The sequence below is a fragment of the Janthinobacterium sp. SUN118 genome (genome assembly GCF_030397695.1).
In the GTDB taxonomy this organism is placed as follows: domain Bacteria; phylum Pseudomonadota; class Gammaproteobacteria; order Burkholderiales; family Burkholderiaceae_D; genus Janthinobacterium.
In genome coordinates, this window is record NZ_JAPUBV010000001.1 from 668,971 (window position 1) to 684,054 (window position 15,084).

At 64.4% G+C, this 15,084-nt stretch carries 15 protein-coding genes; 12 read left to right on the forward strand and 3 right to left on the reverse strand.

Going from position 1 to position 15,084, the window contains the following annotated elements; translation table 11 throughout:
- The first annotated feature begins 16 nt into the window (after positions 1-16).
- From O0880_RS03075 to eutC, 5 genes are read left to right on the forward strand one after another with little or no spacing between them, the layout of a single operon-like run.
- The gene (locus tag O0880_RS03075; RefSeq protein WP_070281486.1) at positions 17-571 is read left to right on the forward strand and encodes a GbsR/MarR family transcriptional regulator; all 555 of its coding nucleotides are present in this window, start codon (positions 17-19) and stop codon (positions 569-571) included.
- Positions 568-1,212, forward strand: a complete 645-nt coding sequence (locus tag O0880_RS03080; RefSeq protein ID WP_289884961.1) for a DUF4166 domain-containing protein — start codon at positions 568-570, stop codon at positions 1,210-1,212. Before O0880_RS03075 ends, O0880_RS03080 begins: the two co-directional genes overlap by 4 nt.
- The gene (locus O0880_RS03085; RefSeq protein ID WP_289884962.1) at positions 1,209-2,672 is read left to right on the forward strand and encodes a TIGR01777 family oxidoreductase; all 1,464 of its coding nucleotides are present in this window, start codon (positions 1,209-1,211) and stop codon (positions 2,670-2,672) included. Before O0880_RS03080 ends, O0880_RS03085 begins: the two co-directional genes overlap by 4 nt.
- A gap of 42 nt (positions 2,673-2,714) precedes the next feature.
- Positions 2,715-4,103 (forward strand): ethanolamine ammonia-lyase subunit EutB, encoded by a 1,389-nt coding sequence (locus O0880_RS03090; RefSeq protein ID WP_289884964.1) that lies wholly within the window; start codon positions 2,715-2,717, stop codon positions 4,101-4,103.
- 8 nt (positions 4,104-4,111) lie between these two features.
- Positions 4,112-4,885, forward strand: a complete 774-nt coding sequence (gene eutC / locus O0880_RS03095) for an ethanolamine ammonia-lyase subunit EutC (protein ID WP_289884965.1) — start codon at positions 4,112-4,114, stop codon at positions 4,883-4,885.
- Positions 4,886-4,894: 9 nt separating this feature from the next.
- Here eutC and tsaD read toward each other — a convergent pair whose 3' ends face one another.
- Positions 4,895-5,935, reverse strand: a complete 1,041-nt coding sequence (gene tsaD, locus O0880_RS03100) for a tRNA (adenosine(37)-N6)-threonylcarbamoyltransferase complex transferase subunit TsaD (protein ID WP_071322136.1) — start codon at positions 5,933-5,935, stop codon at positions 4,895-4,897.
- A gap of 209 nt (positions 5,936-6,144) precedes the next feature.
- Between tsaD and O0880_RS03105 the strand changes: the two genes are divergently transcribed.
- The gene (locus O0880_RS03105; RefSeq protein WP_289884966.1) at positions 6,145-6,552 is read left to right on the forward strand and encodes a nitrite reductase (NAD(P)H) small subunit; all 408 of its coding nucleotides are present in this window, start codon (positions 6,145-6,147) and stop codon (positions 6,550-6,552) included.
- A gap of 126 nt (positions 6,553-6,678) precedes the next feature.
- On the opposite strand, the gene O0880_RS03110 is transcribed toward O0880_RS03105, so the two are convergent.
- Positions 6,679-7,740: a 3-deoxy-7-phosphoheptulonate synthase gene (locus O0880_RS03110; RefSeq protein ID WP_070254320.1), complete on the reverse strand. Its 1,062-nt coding sequence runs from the start codon at positions 7,738-7,740 to the stop codon at positions 6,679-6,681.
- Positions 7,741-7,891: 151 nt separating this feature from the next.
- Positions 7,892-8,569 (reverse strand): hypothetical protein, encoded by a 678-nt coding sequence (locus O0880_RS03115; RefSeq protein ID WP_289884967.1) that lies wholly within the window; start codon positions 8,567-8,569, stop codon positions 7,892-7,894.
- A 160-nt stretch (positions 8,570-8,729) separates the two neighbouring features.
- Between O0880_RS03115 and ybiB the strand changes: the two genes are divergently transcribed.
- The 6 genes from ybiB to dnaG all read left to right on the forward strand — a co-directional run bounded on the left by ybiB (position 8,730) and on the right by dnaG (position 14,699).
- On the forward strand, positions 8,730-9,722 hold the full coding sequence (gene ybiB / locus O0880_RS03120) for a DNA-binding protein YbiB (RefSeq protein ID WP_289884968.1): 993 nt from the start codon (positions 8,730-8,732) through the stop codon (positions 9,720-9,722).
- Positions 9,723-9,778: 56 nt separating this feature from the next.
- Entirely contained in the window at positions 9,779-10,993 is a 1,215-nt protein-coding gene (locus tag O0880_RS03125) for an NAD(P)/FAD-dependent oxidoreductase (RefSeq protein ID WP_071322140.1), read from the forward strand.
- A gap of 158 nt (positions 10,994-11,151) precedes the next feature.
- Positions 11,152-11,757, forward strand: coding sequence for an FxDxF family PEP-CTERM protein (locus tag O0880_RS03130; RefSeq protein ID WP_071322141.1), 606 nt, complete (start codon positions 11,152-11,154; stop codon positions 11,755-11,757).
- 155 nt (positions 11,758-11,912) lie between these two features.
- Positions 11,913-12,125 (forward strand): 30S ribosomal protein S21, encoded by a 213-nt coding sequence (rpsU, locus tag O0880_RS03135; protein ID WP_008451879.1) that lies wholly within the window; start codon positions 11,913-11,915, stop codon positions 12,123-12,125.
- Positions 12,126-12,310: 185 nt separating this feature from the next.
- A complete protein-coding gene (locus O0880_RS03140) occupies positions 12,311-12,763 on the forward strand; it encodes a GatB/YqeY domain-containing protein (protein WP_034746974.1) in 453 nt (150 codons plus the stop codon).
- 139 nt (positions 12,764-12,902) lie between these two features.
- Complete coding sequence (dnaG, locus tag O0880_RS03145; RefSeq protein ID WP_289885010.1) at positions 12,903-14,699, forward strand: DNA primase; 1,797 nt, start codon at positions 12,903-12,905, stop codon at positions 14,697-14,699.
- Positions 14,700-15,084: the final 385 nt, after the last annotated feature.

Here is a 15,084-nt window from a genome sequence, read left to right on the forward strand (position 1 = left end):
GAAATGAGAGAAAATTATGGAACTAAGTCCAACCACGCAAAAGTATATTTTGCACTGGGGCGAGATGGGCACGCGTTGGGGCGTCAACCGCACGGTGGCGCAAATCCACGCGCTGCTGTTCCTGGCGAATGAGCCGCTGACGGCGGAAGACATCGCGGCCAGCCTGAACGTGGCCCGTTCGAACGTCAGCAACAGCCTGAAGGAATTGCAAAGCTGGGGCCTGGCGCGCATCACGCACGTGATGGGGGACCGGCGCGACCATTTCGTGGCATTGCAGGATGTGTGGGAAATCTTCAGGGTCATCATGGAAGAGCGCAAGCGGCGCGAGATCGACCCTACCCTGACGGTGCTGCGCGAATGCGCGATCGAGGGCGAGCACGATGCGGCGATACCGCCGGCGACGCTCGAACGCATGGGCGAAGTGCTGGCCTTCCTGGAAATGCTCAGCAGCACCTACAGCGACTATAAAAACCTGCCGCCGGCGACCCTGCAGCGCATGCTGTCGATGGGCGGCAAGGTGGCCAAGTTCCTCAGCCCGGAAGACAAACCAGGCAAGCGTGGAAAATCATGAGCGGCCCGTCCGAAGGAGAGCTGTTCCGGAAGGTGATGGGCGCGCAGTGGCTGACCCTGCACCCGGACATCCGCCGCCGCTTCGAGAAAAATCCCGCGCCGGGCCAGCCCCTGTACTACCGCGGTGAACTCAGCGAGCTTACCAGCTCGCGCCTGGGCAAGCTTCTGGGATGGCTGACGCGGCCCTTCATCGACGGCGCCCTGATCCCGCATGACGATCACGACTTCCCCGTCGATATCGAAGTCTATTCGCGCCCCGGCTGCCCGTTCATCTACAAGCAGCGCACCTACCGCCTGCACGGCCGCGCGCCGATCCGCTTCACATCCTACATGGCTGAAAGCGCCAAAGGCGACGTGCTCGAATACGTGGGCATGGGCCTGGGCATGAAGCTGCTGCTTCACGTCGAGGACGGCAACCTGCATTTCACCAGCGATGGCTATTTCTGGGACCTGTTCGGCTGGCGCCTGCCGCTGCCTGGCGTGCTCACGCCCGGCAAGACGTATCTGTGCCACCGCAACGACACGCCGCAGCAATTCAATATCCGCATCGAGATCCGCCACGCGCTGTTCGGCACCACGTTTACCCAGGTGGGCGTGTTCCGCGAATCCAGCGCGCCCGCCTCACACAAGGAGACACCATGAATACGCATCTGCTGGCCCTGCAACTGATGGCGGCGCAAGGCTGCCTGGGGGCCTTCGACACCATCTACCACCATGAAATCACGGAGGCGCTGCCGCAAAAGGCGTCCGCAAGGCTGGAACTGACCATCCATGCGACGCGCGCCCTGATCTACAGCCTGCTGTTCGTGGGCCTGGCGGCCTGGGAATGGCATGGCGCCTGGGCCTGGGTGCTGGTCATCGTGTTTGGCGTGGAAATCGTGCTGACCCTGTGGGATTTCGTCGTCGAAGACCAGACCCGCCTCTTGCCCGCCACGGAGCGGGTCACGCACACGGTGCTGGCGATTAACGCGGGCGCCTTCATCGCGCTGCTGGCCTTGAACAGCAGCGCGTGGGCCAGCTTGCCCACGGCCCTCGTGTGGCAGCCGTACGGCTGGCTCAGCGTCTTCCTCGCTCTGTGCGGCGTCGGCGTGGGCCTGTCCGGCCTGCGCGACGCATACGCCGTCTGGCAACTGGGCCGGCGCAAGGTGCAGGAGACGGCGGAACAGGAAGAGCCCCTGAGCTTTGCCGCCGCGCCGCAGTCCGTGCTGGTGACGGGTGCCACGGGATTCATCGGCCAGCAGCTGGTGGCTGCCCTGCTGGCCGACGGCCACGCCGTGACGGTGCTGACGCGCCAGCCGAAGCAGGCTGCGTGGACCTTCGATGGCCGGGTGCGCTGCATCCGCACGCTGGACGAGCTGCAGGACGCGCAGCGCATCGACATGGTGGTCAACCTGGCCGGCGCGCGCATCGTCGGGCGGCGCTGGACGGAGGCGCGCAAGGCGGCCCTGCGCCGCAGCCGCGTGGCGCTGACGCAGGAGCTGGTGGCGTGGATCGCCCGCGCGCAGCACAAGCCGCGCGTGCTGCTGTCGGCGTCGGCCATCGGCTATTACGGCGTGCAGGCGCAGGGCGATGCCAGCGAGCTCGATGAAGGCCGCGCGCCGCAAGCCATCTTCATGTCGCAGCTGTGTCAGGAGTGGGAAGCGGCCGCGCGCCAGGCGGAGAAATTTGGCGTGCAGGTGGGCTGCATGCGCTTTGGCCTCGTCTTCGGCCACCAGGGTTCGCTGCCGCAGATGCTGCTGCCGATCCGCTTCGGCGTGGGCGGCCCGCTGGGCAGCGGCAGGCAGTGGATCTCGTGGGTGCATGTGCGCGACGTGGTGCGCGCCATCGCCCACCTGGCGCGCCGCAGCGAACAAGGCGCGGTGAGCGGCGCCTACAACGTTTGCGCGCCCGAGGCCATCGAGCAGCGCCGTTTCGCCGCAGTGGCGGGCGCCGTGCTGCACCGACCCAGCTTCATGCCGACGCCGGCGTGGCTGATGCGCGCATTGCTGGGCGAGCAGGCCGACTTGCTGGTCGAAGGCCAAAGGGTCGCCCCGCGCCGCCTGGCGGAGGACGGCTTTGCCTTCCGCTACCCCACCGTGGAAGGCGCGCTGCGCAGCCTGTAGCGGCGCAATCAGTTGGCGTAAAATCGGGGCATTGGAGGAACTATGCCCCGTTTCAGCCATACGATAGACAGCCATGCCTATGCCTTCGCCAGCCTCAAGGAGCTGCTGGCGAAGGCCACGCCGCCGCGTTCGGGCGATGTGCTGGCGGGCGTGGCGGCCGCCAGCGCGCGCGAGCGGGTGGCGGCGCAGCTGGCGCTGGCGGACGTGCCCTTATTGACCTTCCTCAATGAAGCGCTGGTGCCGTATGAGGACGATGAAGTCACGCGCCTGATCATCGACAGCCATGACCGTGCCGCCTTTGCCCCGATTGCCCATTTGTGCGTGGGCGACTTCCGCGACTGGCTGCTGGACGACGCGACGGATACGGCGCTGCTGGCGCAGGTGGCCGCCGGCGTCACGCCCGAGATGGCGGCGGCCGTCTCAAAAATCATGCGCCTGCAGGACCTGGTGCTGGTGGCCCGCAAGTGCCGGGTCGTCACATCGTTCCGCAACACCCTGGGCCTGGCGGGCCGCCTGTCCACGCGGCTGCAGCCCAACCACCCGACGGACGACGCCACGGGCATCGCCGCCTCCATCCTCGATGGCCTGCTGCTGGGCAGCGGCGACGCCGTGATCGGCATCAATCCCGCCACCGACAATGTGGCGCAAGTGGTGTCGCTGCTGCAGCTGCTCGACGCCGTCATCGACCAGTACCAGATCCCCACGCAGTCGTGCGTGCTCACGCATGTCACCAACACCCTCGAGGCGATACGCCGCGGTGCGCCCGTCGACCTGGTGTTCCAGTCGGTGGCGGGCACGCAGGCGGCCAACCGCAGTTTCGGCATCGACCTGGCGCTGCTGGCCGAGGGCAGGGCGGCGGCCCTGTCGCTGGGACGCGGTACCGCGGGCCAGAACGTCATGTATTTCGAGACGGGGCAGGGCAGCGCCCTGTCGGCCGGCGCCCACCACGGCATGGACCAGCAGACTTGCGAGGCGCGCGCGCATGCGGTGGCGCGCGCGTTCCAGCCGCTGCTGGTCAATTCCGTGGTGGGCTTCATCGGTCCCGAATACCTGTACGACGGCAAGCAGATCCTGCGCGCGGGGCTGGAAGACCATTTCTGCGCCAAGCTGCTGGGACTGCCCATGGGCTGCGACGTGTGCTATACCAACCACGCGCAAGCGGACCAGGACGACATGGACGCCTTGCTGACCATGCTGGGCGTGGCCGGCTGCAATTTCATCATGGGCGTGCCGGGCGCGGACGACATCATGCTCGGCTACCAGAGCACCTCGTTCCACGACGCCCTGTATGCGCGCCGCGTGCTGGGCCTGCGTCCCGCGCCCGAATTTGAGGCCTGGCTGGCGCGCATGCGGATCACGGATGCGCAGGGAAATCTGAGCGCGGCGCTGCCGTCCGCTTTCCAGGCGGCCCTGCTGCGCCTGGACGACTAGGAGGGAGCATGGATGAAACCAGGCCTTGGCAAGCGCTGCGCGCGCATACGGCGGCACGCATCGCGCTGGGGCGCCGCGGCGTGAGCGTGCCGACCGGCGCGCAGCTGGCGTTTCAGCTGGCCCACGCGCAGGCGCGCGACGCCCTGCACCTGGAACTCGATGGCGATGCGCTGGCGCGCGCGCTGCTGGAGCAGGGCCTGTCCAGCGTGCAGCTGCACAGCGCGGCCGCCACGCGCGCCGTCTACCTGCAACGTCCCGACCTGGGACGCCGGCTCGACGACGTTTCACGCGCGCGGCTGGCCGCCTGTGCCACGGGAGTCGACCTGGCGCTGGTGGCAGCCGATGGCCTGTCGGCGCTGGCCGTGCAGCGCCACGCGGCGCCGTTCCTGGCCGCCTTGCGCGAGCGGCTGGCGCTGGAGGCGTGGACGCTGTCGCCGCTGCACATCGTGGCGCAGGGGCGGGTGGCCATCGGCGATGAAATAGGGGAGTTGTTGCAGGCGCGTGCCGTGCTGGTGCTGATCGGCGAGCGGCCTGGCCTCAGTTCCCCGGACAGCCTGGGCCTGTACCTGACGTGGGCGCCGAAGGTGGGCTTGCTGAACGAGCGCCGCAACTGCATCTCGAACGTGCGGCCGCAAGGGCTGGCGTATGCGCAGGCCGCGTACCGCTTGCATTATTTGCTGTCGCAGGCATTTGCCAGGCAGCTGTCGGGCGTGGCATTGAAGGATGAAACGGTGGCGGAGGGCGCGGCCCCGGCGGGCACGCGCAATTTCCTGCTGAAGTGAGCGGCGGGGTCAGATCTCGCGGATCTCGTCCAGCGGCCAGCGCGGGCGCACATTGAACGAGTAATCGTGCTTGGCGGCGTCGGGATTGATCTGCAGGCGCATGGCGCCGGCAAAGGCGATCATGGCGCCGTTATCGGTACAGAATTCCAGCTCCGGGTAATACACCTTGAAGCGCTTCTTGGCGGCGGCCGCGTTGAGCGAGGCGCGCAGCTGCGCGTTGGCGCCCACGCCGCCGGCGATCACCAGGCGCTTCAAGCCCGTGTGCTTGAGGGCCGACACGCATTTGGCCGTCAGCACCTCGACGATCGCATCGACGAAGCCGCGCGCGATATTCGCCTTGTCCTGTTCGCAGATGTTGGCGATGACCTTTTCTTCATGGTTCTTGACCACGGTCAGTACGGCCGTTTTCAGGCCGGAGAAGCTGAAATTGAAATCCTTCGAGTGCATCATCGGGCGCGGCAGCTTGTAGGCCAGCGGGTCGCCGAATTCGGCCAGGCGCGAAATGGCGGGACCGCCCGGATAACCGAGGCCCAGCAGCTTGGCCGACTTGTCGAACGCCTCGCCGGCCGCATCGTCGAGCGTTTCGCCCAGCATCGTGTACTGACCCACGCCATCGACGCGCATCAGCTGCGTGTGGCCGCCCGAGACCAGCAGTGCGATGAACGGGAATTGCGGCGGTTCCGACGCCAGCAGCGGCGACAGCAGATGGCCTTCCAGGTGGTGGATGCCGAGCACCGGCTTGTTGATGGCGAGGCCCAGGCTGCAGGCGACGGACGAGCCGACCAGCAGCGCGCCGGCCAGGCCCGGGCCCTGCGTGTAGGCGATGGCGTCGATCTCGGGCAGGGTGACGCCGGCCTTGGTCAGCGTCTCTTCCAGCAGCGGGATGGCGCGGCGGATATGGTCGCGCGATGCCAGTTCCGGCACCACGCCGCCATACTGCTCGTGCATGGCTACTTGCGAGTAGAGGGCGTGCGACAGCAGGCCGCGTTGCGTGTCGTACAAGGCCAGGCCGGTTTCGTCACAGGAGGATTCGACGCCAAGAACAATCATGAAGGTGCTAAATAGGGGGAGTAATCCGCCATTGTAAAGGAAAGCCAGGCATTCCACCGTGCGGCCGGCGCACCATTTCGGCGGCAGTGTGCACTTGCGCAGTGCGGCGCGCGCCGGTTTTGACGGGGATGTCGGCCACTCTGCGCCCTGGCCGGCACTGGCACCGCTCTTGCTTAGGCAAGCTGGTACATTTTTCGCGGGAGCTGACGATGCCAGAACAATGGAAAATGATTTGCCGCCTGAAGGACATGCCTTTGGCGGGCGCGCGCATGGTGCAGCGGGGGCTGGCGTGGCAGGATTTGCCGGGCGTGGCGCTGTTCCGCGCGACTGACGACACGGTATATGCCTTGCTCGACATGGTGCCTGGCCTGGGCGGGCCGCTGGCGCACGGGGTGCTGATGGAGAAAAACCTGCTGGGACCGAAAAACAGCTGGATCATCGAGCTCGATTCGGGCCGCCTGGTGGCGCCCGTGCAGGGCATGGCGCGCCTGTACGCCGTGCGCATCATGGACGGGCGCATCTACCTGGACCTCAACGAACTGAATATCCCGGCCAGCAAGGCCGAGCAGGCGCTGGCCGGTTCGTTCGCCGTGCTGCCGCATGTGCAGATGGCTTGATATGCCTCTTGGCGGTGTCGGCTTACGCGCTGCGCGCTCAGCCGACCTACGCATTGACGCGCCCGTCGGGTAGGTCGGATTAGGCCCACAGGGCCGTAATCCGACAACATTGTTAGCCGTAATATTTTATGCCGGGCGATTGACGAGGTGCGCATGCGCGTCGCGCAGCATGGTGGCCGTCGTGTCCCAGTCGATGCAGCCGTCGGTGACGGAGCAGCCGTAGGTCAGTTGCGACAGGTCTTGCGGGATCTTCTGGTTGCCGCCGACGATGTTCGATTCGATCATCACGCCCACCAGCGAGCGGTTGCCCTGGCGGATCTGGTTGACGACGTCGGCCATCACCAGCGGTTGCAGTTCCGGCTTCTTGTAGCTGTTCGCGTGCGAGCAGTCGACCACCAGGTTGGCCGGCAGCTTGGCCTTGGCCAAGGCCTGTTCGGCGATGGCGATCGACACCGAATCGTAGTTCGGGCGGCCGTCGCCGCCGCGCAGCACCACGTGGCCATACGCGTTGCCGCGCGTGCGCACGATGGCCACATTGCCTTCGCCGTTAATGCCGAGGAAGGAGTGCGGGTGCGCCGACGACAGGATGGCGTTGACGGCGATGCTGATGTCGCCATCGGTGCCGTTCTTGAAACCGACGGGTGTCGACAGGCCGGACGACATTTCGCGGTGCGTCTGCGATTCCGTGGTGCGCGCGCCGATGGCGGTCCAGGCGATCAGATCGCCCAGGTATTGCGGCGAGATCGGGTCCAGCGCTTCGGTGGCGGTGGGCAGGCCCAGTTCGCACACATCGAGCAGGAACTGGCGCGCCTTTTCCATGCCTTCGTTGACCTTGAACGAGTCGTCCATGTACGGGTCGTTGATATAGCCCTTCCAGCCCGTGGTGGTACGCGGCTTTTCGAAATACACGCGCATCACCAGCAGCATCGTGTCCTTGACTTCCTCTTGCAGCGCCTTCAGACGGCGCGCGTAATCGAGGCCGGCGACCGGGTCGTGGATGGAGCAGGGACCGACGACGACGAACAGGCGCTGGTCCTTGCGGTCGATGATGTTGCGCAGCGCTTCGCGGCCGCGGCTGACGGTGTCGAAGGCGCTTTCCGACAGCGGCAGCTTGGCGTGCAGTTCGGCCGGTGTCGGCATGGGCGCGAAGGAGGTGACGTTGATATTTTCGATGTCTGGCGTATTCATGATTCTGGCTAGGCTTTCGCTATTGCGTTCTTTAAGAGGCAATAGTGTAGCGGAAATGCGGCCTGGCGGCGGGGATGGGGCTAAAACGGGAATGGCTCAGTTGTTTTTATGACAGGGCCGGCACGCCGTCGGCCCTGCCTGGTCCGGACGTTTACTGGCCGCCGGCCTGGCTGTCGGCAAAGGTGTAGCGGGCGATGCGCTGGTAATTGCCGGCCAGCTCGGGCGGCTTGGGCAGGCCGGGGTGGCGCCGCACATGGGCGAGGATGGCGCTTTCATGCTGGCGTATCTGCGCGTCCAGGCAGGCGATCTGCTGGCGCACGAGGGCGTGCAGCGCATGCTGGCCGGCTTGCAGGTGCGCATCGAGGCGCGCCGATTCTTGCTTGCGCACGGCGACGATGGCATGCAGGCGGCGCAGCCACAGGCGCAGTTCCACGTAGGCGGGCGAAGGCGGCGTCCACAGCGCCGGGCGCGTATCGGCGCAATAGCGGGCCAGCACGGCGGCGCCGCCCGCCGCATTGCCGGGCAAGCCATGGCCGCGCACATATGCTTCCAGCTGGGCAGGCTGGGCATCGCAGACCAGCATGCCCATGCCTGCCAGCACGCGGGCCGGGACCTCGCTGTACGGCGCATCGAGGCGCATGCAGACGCGCAAGCCCATGGCGTTCACGTCGTTCTTTTGCAGCCAGCTGCGCAGCCAGCGGTAGCCGGCCAGGTCGTTTTCCAGCACCTTGCATAGCGTTTCATCGCCCGAGATCAGCACGGCCTTGAGCAGCAGCTTGCTCGTTTCGATGCCGGCAAAGGCGGTTTCCTGTTTGATCGCGTGTTCCATGATGACTCCTCCCGTGCATGCTTATACGCAGCGCGCGCGCGGGCGGATTCATTGCCGATGAAAATTCTTGGGAGAAATATTTATCGCTGGACTGTTGCATCTGCGCATAGTTGGCCGCGCAGGCTGGCAGCATGGCGAGCAATCCGTGTAAGCTGGCGCCATGACTACTGTTTCCATACCCCATACCGACGTGGCCGGCGAGCCATTTCCCGCTGCACGTTTCATCAAGGAAATAGGGCGCGGCAAGAACGGCGCGCGCAGCATGACGCGCATGGATGCCCGCGCCCTGTACCGCGCCATGCTCGAGGGCCGCGTCTCGGACCTGGAGCTGGGCGGCATTTTGTTGTCGATGCGCATCAAGGGCGAGTCCGTGGACGAGATCGCCGGTTTCCTCGACGCGGCCGAAGCCTCGTTCGCGCCGCTGGCCGCGCCGGCCGGCGAGTTCGCCCCGATCGTCATTCCCAGCTACAACGGCGCGCGCAAGATGGCCAACCTGACGGCCCTGCTGGCGCTGCTGCTGGCGCGCGCCGGGGCACCCGTGCTCGTGCACGGCGTCACCAGCGACCCGGGCCGCATCACGACGGCCGAGGTGCTGGCCGACCTGGGCGTGCCCGCCTCGGCCGACCATGCGCAAGCCGAGGCCGCCATGGCGCGCGGCGAGGTGGCCTTCCTGCCCATCGCGGCCCTGGCGCCGCGCATGGCGTATCTGCTGTCGCTGCGGCGCGTGCTGGGCGTGCGCAATTCCACGCACACGCTCGTGAAAATCATGCAGCCGTTTGCCGGGCCGGCCTTGCGCCTGGTGTCGTACACGCATCCGGAATACCTGGAAATGCTCGGCGAATATTTCCTCACGGCCTCTCCGCCCGGGTGCGGTGACGCTTTTCTCATGCGCGGCACGGAAGGCGAGACGGTGGCCAACGCCAACAAGGCGCAGCAGATCGACTGGTTCCACGACGGTGAACGCACGGTGCTGGTGGAAAAACAGTTGCTGGTGGAACAATTGCCGCATTTGCCGGCCGAGCGCGATGCGGCCACGACCGCCGAGTGGATCGCCGCCGTGCTGCGCGGCGACGTGCCCGTGCCGCCATCGATTGCCGAGCAGGTCGCGCAATGCCTGATGGCGTCGCGGCAGATTGCAGCACGGCCGCGCTAGCCGCGTCGCCGCAGTTTACAATGGCGTCTTTGTAATCAGCGGTGACCGGAATTCTTATGGCAAAACAATTTGATGTGGCAGTGATCGGCGCGGGCGCGGCCGGCATGATGTGTGCGGCCGTGGCCGCCCAGCAGGGCAAGCGCGTGGTGTTGATCGATCACGCGGCCAAGCTGGCCGAAAAGATCCGCATCTCGGGTGGTGGACGTTGTAACTTCACCAATATTAATGCGACGCCGCAGAACTTCCTCTCGGAAAATCCGCATTTCTGCAAGAGCGCGCTGTCGCGCTACATGCCGCAGGATTTCCTCGCGCTGGTGAAAAAATACCGCATCGGCTACCACGAGAAGCACAAGGGCCAGCTGTTTTGCAATGACTCGGCCGAGCAGATCATCGACATGCTCAAGGACGAGTGCGCCGCTGGCGGCGTGCACTGGCGCATGCCGTGCAAGATCGACGATGTTGTTCAGCAAGATGACGGCGGCTTTGTGCTGCAGACGGACAGCGGCGACATCGAGACGGCCAGCATCGTCATCGCCACGGGCGGCCTGTCGATCCCGAAGATCGGCGCCACCGACTTCGCCTACCGCATCGCCAGCCAGTTCAAGCTGCAGATGGTCGAACCGCGTCCGGCGCTGGTGCCGCTGACGTTCGACCCGGCCAGCTGGGCGCCGTTCGCGGAGCTGTCCGGCATCGCGCTGGAAGTGGACGTGGAGACGGGCAGCCTGAAGGGCCGCAAGGCGACGGGCGCGCGTTTCCGCGAAGACTTGCTGTTTACGCACCGTGGCCTGTCGGGGCCGGCGATCCTGCAAATTTCCAGCTACTGGCTGCCGGGCACGCCCATCGTCATCAATTTGCTGCCGGAAGTGGACGTGGCGCAGACCTTGATCGAAGGCAAGGGCACCCTGAAGAAGCAGCTGGGCAATATCGTCGCGCAATGGCTGCCGCAACGCCTGGCCGACTGCTTGCTGGCCGTCAACGGCCTGGCGCCCGATGCGCGCATCGCCGACATGCCGGACGCGCAGTTGCGCAAGCTGGGGCAGGCCATCAATGCCTGGTCCATCGTGCCGAACGGTTCCGAAGGCTACCGCAAGGCCGAAGTGACGCGCGGCGGCATCGACACGCGCGAACTGTCGCAGCAAACCATGATGGCGAACAAGGTGCCGGGTCTGTACTTTATCGGCGAATCGGTGGATGTGACGGGCTGGCTGGGCGGCTATAACTTCCAGTGGGCCTGGGCTTCGGGCGTGGCGGCAGGAATTGCCTTGCAGTAACAATCAGTTGTTATTTCACGGCGGCAGGTGATTATTGGTGACAATGTTCTTGACTTCGATCAAGTGATGTTGAATACTTGGCATGTAAATTGATTTTTAAACATTTTTCATGCCTGAGTGTAATGTCAGGCATCCCTGACCATCGCCCTGGAGTCGCCATGAAACACCTGATCGCCGCCGTCGCAGCAACCCTGCTCAGTAGCGCCGCCCTTGCCAGCACCCCCGTGCTGAGCAATGGTGGTTTTGAAAACAATACCGTCGGTGGCGGCTACGTGTATGGCAATGTGGCGCCGGGCTGGAGCTTCACGGGCGGCGCCGGCGTGTCGGCCAGCTACACGGCGTGGAATGGCGTGGCGCAGGAGGGCAATGCCTTTGCCTTCCTGCAAAATACGGCATCGATCTCGCAAAGCTTCGTCAGCTCGGGCGCGGCCGACTACACGTTCGCCTTCAACCTGGCGCTGCGGCCCGGCTACGACCAGGGCCAGGCCGTGACGGTCAGCCTCGATGGCAGCCTGCTGGGCCAGTATGCGGTGACGAACACGGGCTGGACCAGCTTCAATGTGAACGCGCTCAACATCGGCGCCGGCAGCCATACCCTGAGCTTTGCCGGCATCAACCCGAACAATGCCTACGATACCTCGGCCTTCCTCGATGGCGTCAGCATGAACGTCAGCGCCGTGCCGGAACCGGGCACCTACGCCATGCTGCTGGCGGGCCTGGGATTGCTGGGCTTCATGGCGCGCCGCCGCAAGACGTCCGTTTGAGGTAAACTGCTGTCCGGATGCGTGGTTTACACCACAGCCGGGCAGCAATCTCAGGCTGCATGCCGCACGCAAGTGGGGGAGGGGCTTCCCTTTCCGAATAAAAGCTGCTACTATCTATCTCTTCCTATACACCACCTCAACGGTTTGAATTTTACATGACCACTATTCGCCTTAAAGAAAACGAGCCGTTCGAAGTCGCAATGCGTCGCTTCAAACGCACCATCGAAAAAACTGGTCTGCTGACCGAATTGCGCGCTCGCGAATTCTACGAAAAGCCAACAGCTGAGCGCAAGCGCAAGCTGGCAGCTGCTGTCAAGCGTCATTACAAACGCATCCGCAGCCAACAACTGCCGAAAAAATTATTCTAAGACTGTTCAGTCAGAACCAACCCGGGTAGCACGGCGCATTGTTCGCCACGGGTTTTGTTTTGATTCGCCTGGGGTTATACTTCAGATGAGTCGCATACCCGCTCCGGTTCGCCGCAGCGGGTTTTCGCTTTTCTGGCCCCGTCGCGCGCACGAGCATCGAACACCACTGACCAACGAGGATTGCCATGAGCTTGAAAGAACAAATTACCGAAGACATGAAAAACGCCATGCGCGCCAAGGAAGCGGGCAAGCTGGGCACGATTCGCCTGTTGCTGGCGGAAATCAAGCGCAAGGAAGTCGACGAGCGCATCGAACTGACGGATGCGCACGTGACGGCCATCGTGGAAAAGATGATCAAGCAGCGCAAGGATTCGATCACGCAATTCGAAGCTGGTGGCCGCGCCGACCTGGCCGATATCGAGAAAGCCGAACTGGTGCACCTGACGGGCTACATGCCTGCCGGCCTGTCGGACGAGGAAGTGGCGGCCGAAGTGGCTGCCGCCGTGGCCGCCTCGGGCGCCGCCGGTCCGCAGGACATGGGCAAGGTGATGGCCATCGTCAAGCCGAAGCTCGCTGGCCGCGCCGACATGACCGTCGTCTCGGCGCTGGTCAAGAAGGCATTGACGCCGGCTGCCTGAGCCGCATATAACAAGCAAGCAGCAATCACGGCTGCCGGCCCACGCTGGCAGCCGTCCAACAGCCCACACGTTGACCTGGCTCAACCTCCGGCCACGTGCGGTAGTATAGTCTGACCTATAACAAGACCCGCCCTAGCCAGTGATACCTCAATCCTTCATTTCCGATTTGCTCAACCGCGTCGATATCGTCGATGTCGTGGGGCGCTATGTGCAACTGAAAAAAGGTGGCGCCAATTTCATGGGCCTGTGCCCGTTCCACAGTGAAAAGTCGCCCAGCTTTACCGTCAGTCCCACCAAGCAGTTCTATCATTGCTTCGGCTGTGGCGCGCATGGCACCTCGATCGGCTTCCTGATCGAGTACTCGGGCATGGGTTTCGTCGACGCCGTCAAGGACCTGGCGCAGAACGTGGGCATGGTGGTGCCGGAGGCGGACGACAAGATCCCGCCGGCCCAGCGCGCGCAGATCCAGGCGCAGAGCCTGGCCCTGTCCGATGCCATGACGCAGGCGTGCGATTACTACCGCGGGCAATTGCGCCATGCGCCGGAAGCCATCGCCTACCTGAAGAACCGGGGCTTGACGGGCGAAGTGGCCGCTCGCTTCGGCATGGGCTTCGCGCCGGGCGGCTGGGACAACCTGCGTTCCGTCTTCCCCGACTACGACGTGGTGGCCCTGGCCGAAGCGGGCCTGGTGATCGACAAGGTTGATGAAGAGGGGAATAACCGCAAGCGCTATGACCGCTTCCGCGAACGCATCATGTTCCCGATCCGCAATACCAAGGGGCAAGTCATCGCCTTTGGCGGCCGCGTGCTCGACCATGGCGAACCGAAATACCTGAACTCGCCGGAAACCCCCTTGTTTTCCAAGGGGTTCGAACTCTATGGGCTGTTCGAGGCGCGCCAGGCCATCCGCGATGCCGGCTACGTGCTGGTGACGGAAGGCTATATGGACGTGGTGGCGCTGGCGCAGATGGGTTTCCCGCAAGCCGTGGCGACCCTGGGCACGGCGTGCACGCCCACTCACGTGCAAAAACTGCTGCGCCAGACGGACAACGTGATCTTCAGTTTCGATGGCGACAAGGCCGGCCGCCGCGCCGCGCGCCGCGCGCTGGAAGCGAGCCTGGCCCATGTGTCGGACAACAAGACGATCAAGTTCCTGTTCTTGCCGTCCGAACACGATCCGGACAGCTACATCCGCGAATTTGGCGCCGAAGGCTTCGAGCAGCAAGTGCATGAAGCCATGCCGCTGTCGCAATTCCTGCTCAAGGAAGTGTCGGGCGAGCATGACCTGTCGGAGCCGGAAGGGCGCGCGCGCGTGCAGTTCGACGCCAAGCCGCTGCTGCAGCTGATGGCGCCGTCATCGTTGCGGCTGCAGATCGTGCGCGGCCTGGCGCAGCTGACGCAGTCCACGCCGGCCGAGATCGAAGGCTTGTTCGAGCTGGCGAAACCTGTTGCTGTGGCGCATCGCGCGCCGCCGAAATCGGGCCGTCCCGTGCCGGTCGGGCTGGAATTGAAGATCATGCGCATGCTGGTGGCGCATCCGCCGCTGACCCTGCGCATCGATGAGGCGGCGCTGGCCGCCTTCCAGCACCTGGGGCCCGATGCGGCGCACAGCCTGGGGCAGCTGGTGGCCGTGGGTCAGGCGCTCGGCGAGCACGGCAGTTTTGCCGCGCTGGCGCAGCAGTTGAAGGAGCTGGGCAGCGAATACGACGAGATCATCGGCGAGATCGCGGCCGGCACGGAATCCGATTACGACAGCGAATTGTCGTGGCTGGTCAGCACCATACGCGAGATCAAATTGAATGCCTTGAAGGCGGAATTGCAGCAATTGTTTGCCTCGGGTTTGCCATCCGAGAAAATTGGTGTACGCTACCGCGAAATCATGCAGGAGCAGGGGGCGCTGGAGCGCGAGCGCGATGCCGAGTTGGTGAATCGCTAATCTTGCCCTGAGGGTATGGCGCGCACTGGAAAAACATTTTTCGCGTGCTATAATTAAATGCTAAGTATTGTGTGCTTTGGCAAGCTAGTTCTGTTTCGTAAATAGTATTTGTTTTCAGTAAGTTAGGCTCTTGATCGGCGCGGAAGATCGTGTCGGCAGCCAGGGCCAACTGGCGTTTTCGGCGTTGCAGGCAAGTCTTGCAGACGCTGGCAAGCCGCGCCAGGCTCTCGCTCCCAACGCGGTCGGATGCAGAATTTTCTGCCGAACACGGCTGGCGACAGTCGGTGGACAGGAAGTGCTGCGTATCCCGCAGATCGTGGCCGATGAGGTGTAAGTAACGTAACAGTGTCGAATTTGCGTAGTCGGCAGGTTCGAAGATGGTGGT

What these genes read in the sequence shown, in the direction of transcription:
- O0880_RS03075 (WP_070281486.1), top strand. Translation starts at nt 17, where the DNA reads ATGGAACTAAGTCCAACCACGCAAAAGTATATTTTGCACTGGGGCGAG.
- O0880_RS03080 (WP_289884961.1), top strand. Translation starts at nt 568, where the DNA reads ATGAGCGGCCCGTCCGAAGGAGAGCTGTTCCGGAAGGTGATGGGCGCG.
- O0880_RS03085 (WP_289884962.1), top strand. Translation starts at nt 1,209, where the DNA reads ATGAATACGCATCTGCTGGCCCTGCAACTGATGGCGGCGCAAGGCTGC.
- O0880_RS03090 (WP_289884964.1), top strand. Translation starts at nt 2,715, where the DNA reads ATGCCCCGTTTCAGCCATACGATAGACAGCCATGCCTATGCCTTCGCC.
- eutC (WP_289884965.1), top strand. Translation starts at nt 4,112, where the DNA reads ATGGATGAAACCAGGCCTTGGCAAGCGCTGCGCGCGCATACGGCGGCA.
- tsaD (WP_071322136.1), bottom strand. Translation starts at nt 5,935, where the DNA reads ATGATTGTTCTTGGCGTCGAATCCTCCTGTGACGAAACCGGCCTGGCC.
- O0880_RS03105 (WP_289884966.1), top strand. Translation starts at nt 6,145, where the DNA reads ATGCCAGAACAATGGAAAATGATTTGCCGCCTGAAGGACATGCCTTTG.
- O0880_RS03110 (WP_070254320.1), bottom strand. Translation starts at nt 7,740, where the DNA reads ATGAATACGCCAGACATCGAAAATATCAACGTCACCTCCTTCGCGCCC.
- O0880_RS03115 (WP_289884967.1), bottom strand. Translation starts at nt 8,569, where the DNA reads ATGGAACACGCGATCAAACAGGAAACCGCCTTTGCCGGCATCGAAACG.
- ybiB (WP_289884968.1), top strand. Translation starts at nt 8,730, where the DNA reads ATGACTACTGTTTCCATACCCCATACCGACGTGGCCGGCGAGCCATTT.
- O0880_RS03125 (WP_071322140.1), top strand. Translation starts at nt 9,779, where the DNA reads ATGGCAAAACAATTTGATGTGGCAGTGATCGGCGCGGGCGCGGCCGGC.
- O0880_RS03130 (WP_071322141.1), top strand. Translation starts at nt 11,152, where the DNA reads ATGAAACACCTGATCGCCGCCGTCGCAGCAACCCTGCTCAGTAGCGCC.
- rpsU (WP_008451879.1), top strand. Translation starts at nt 11,913, where the DNA reads ATGACCACTATTCGCCTTAAAGAAAACGAGCCGTTCGAAGTCGCAATG.
- O0880_RS03140 (WP_034746974.1), top strand. Translation starts at nt 12,311, where the DNA reads ATGAGCTTGAAAGAACAAATTACCGAAGACATGAAAAACGCCATGCGC.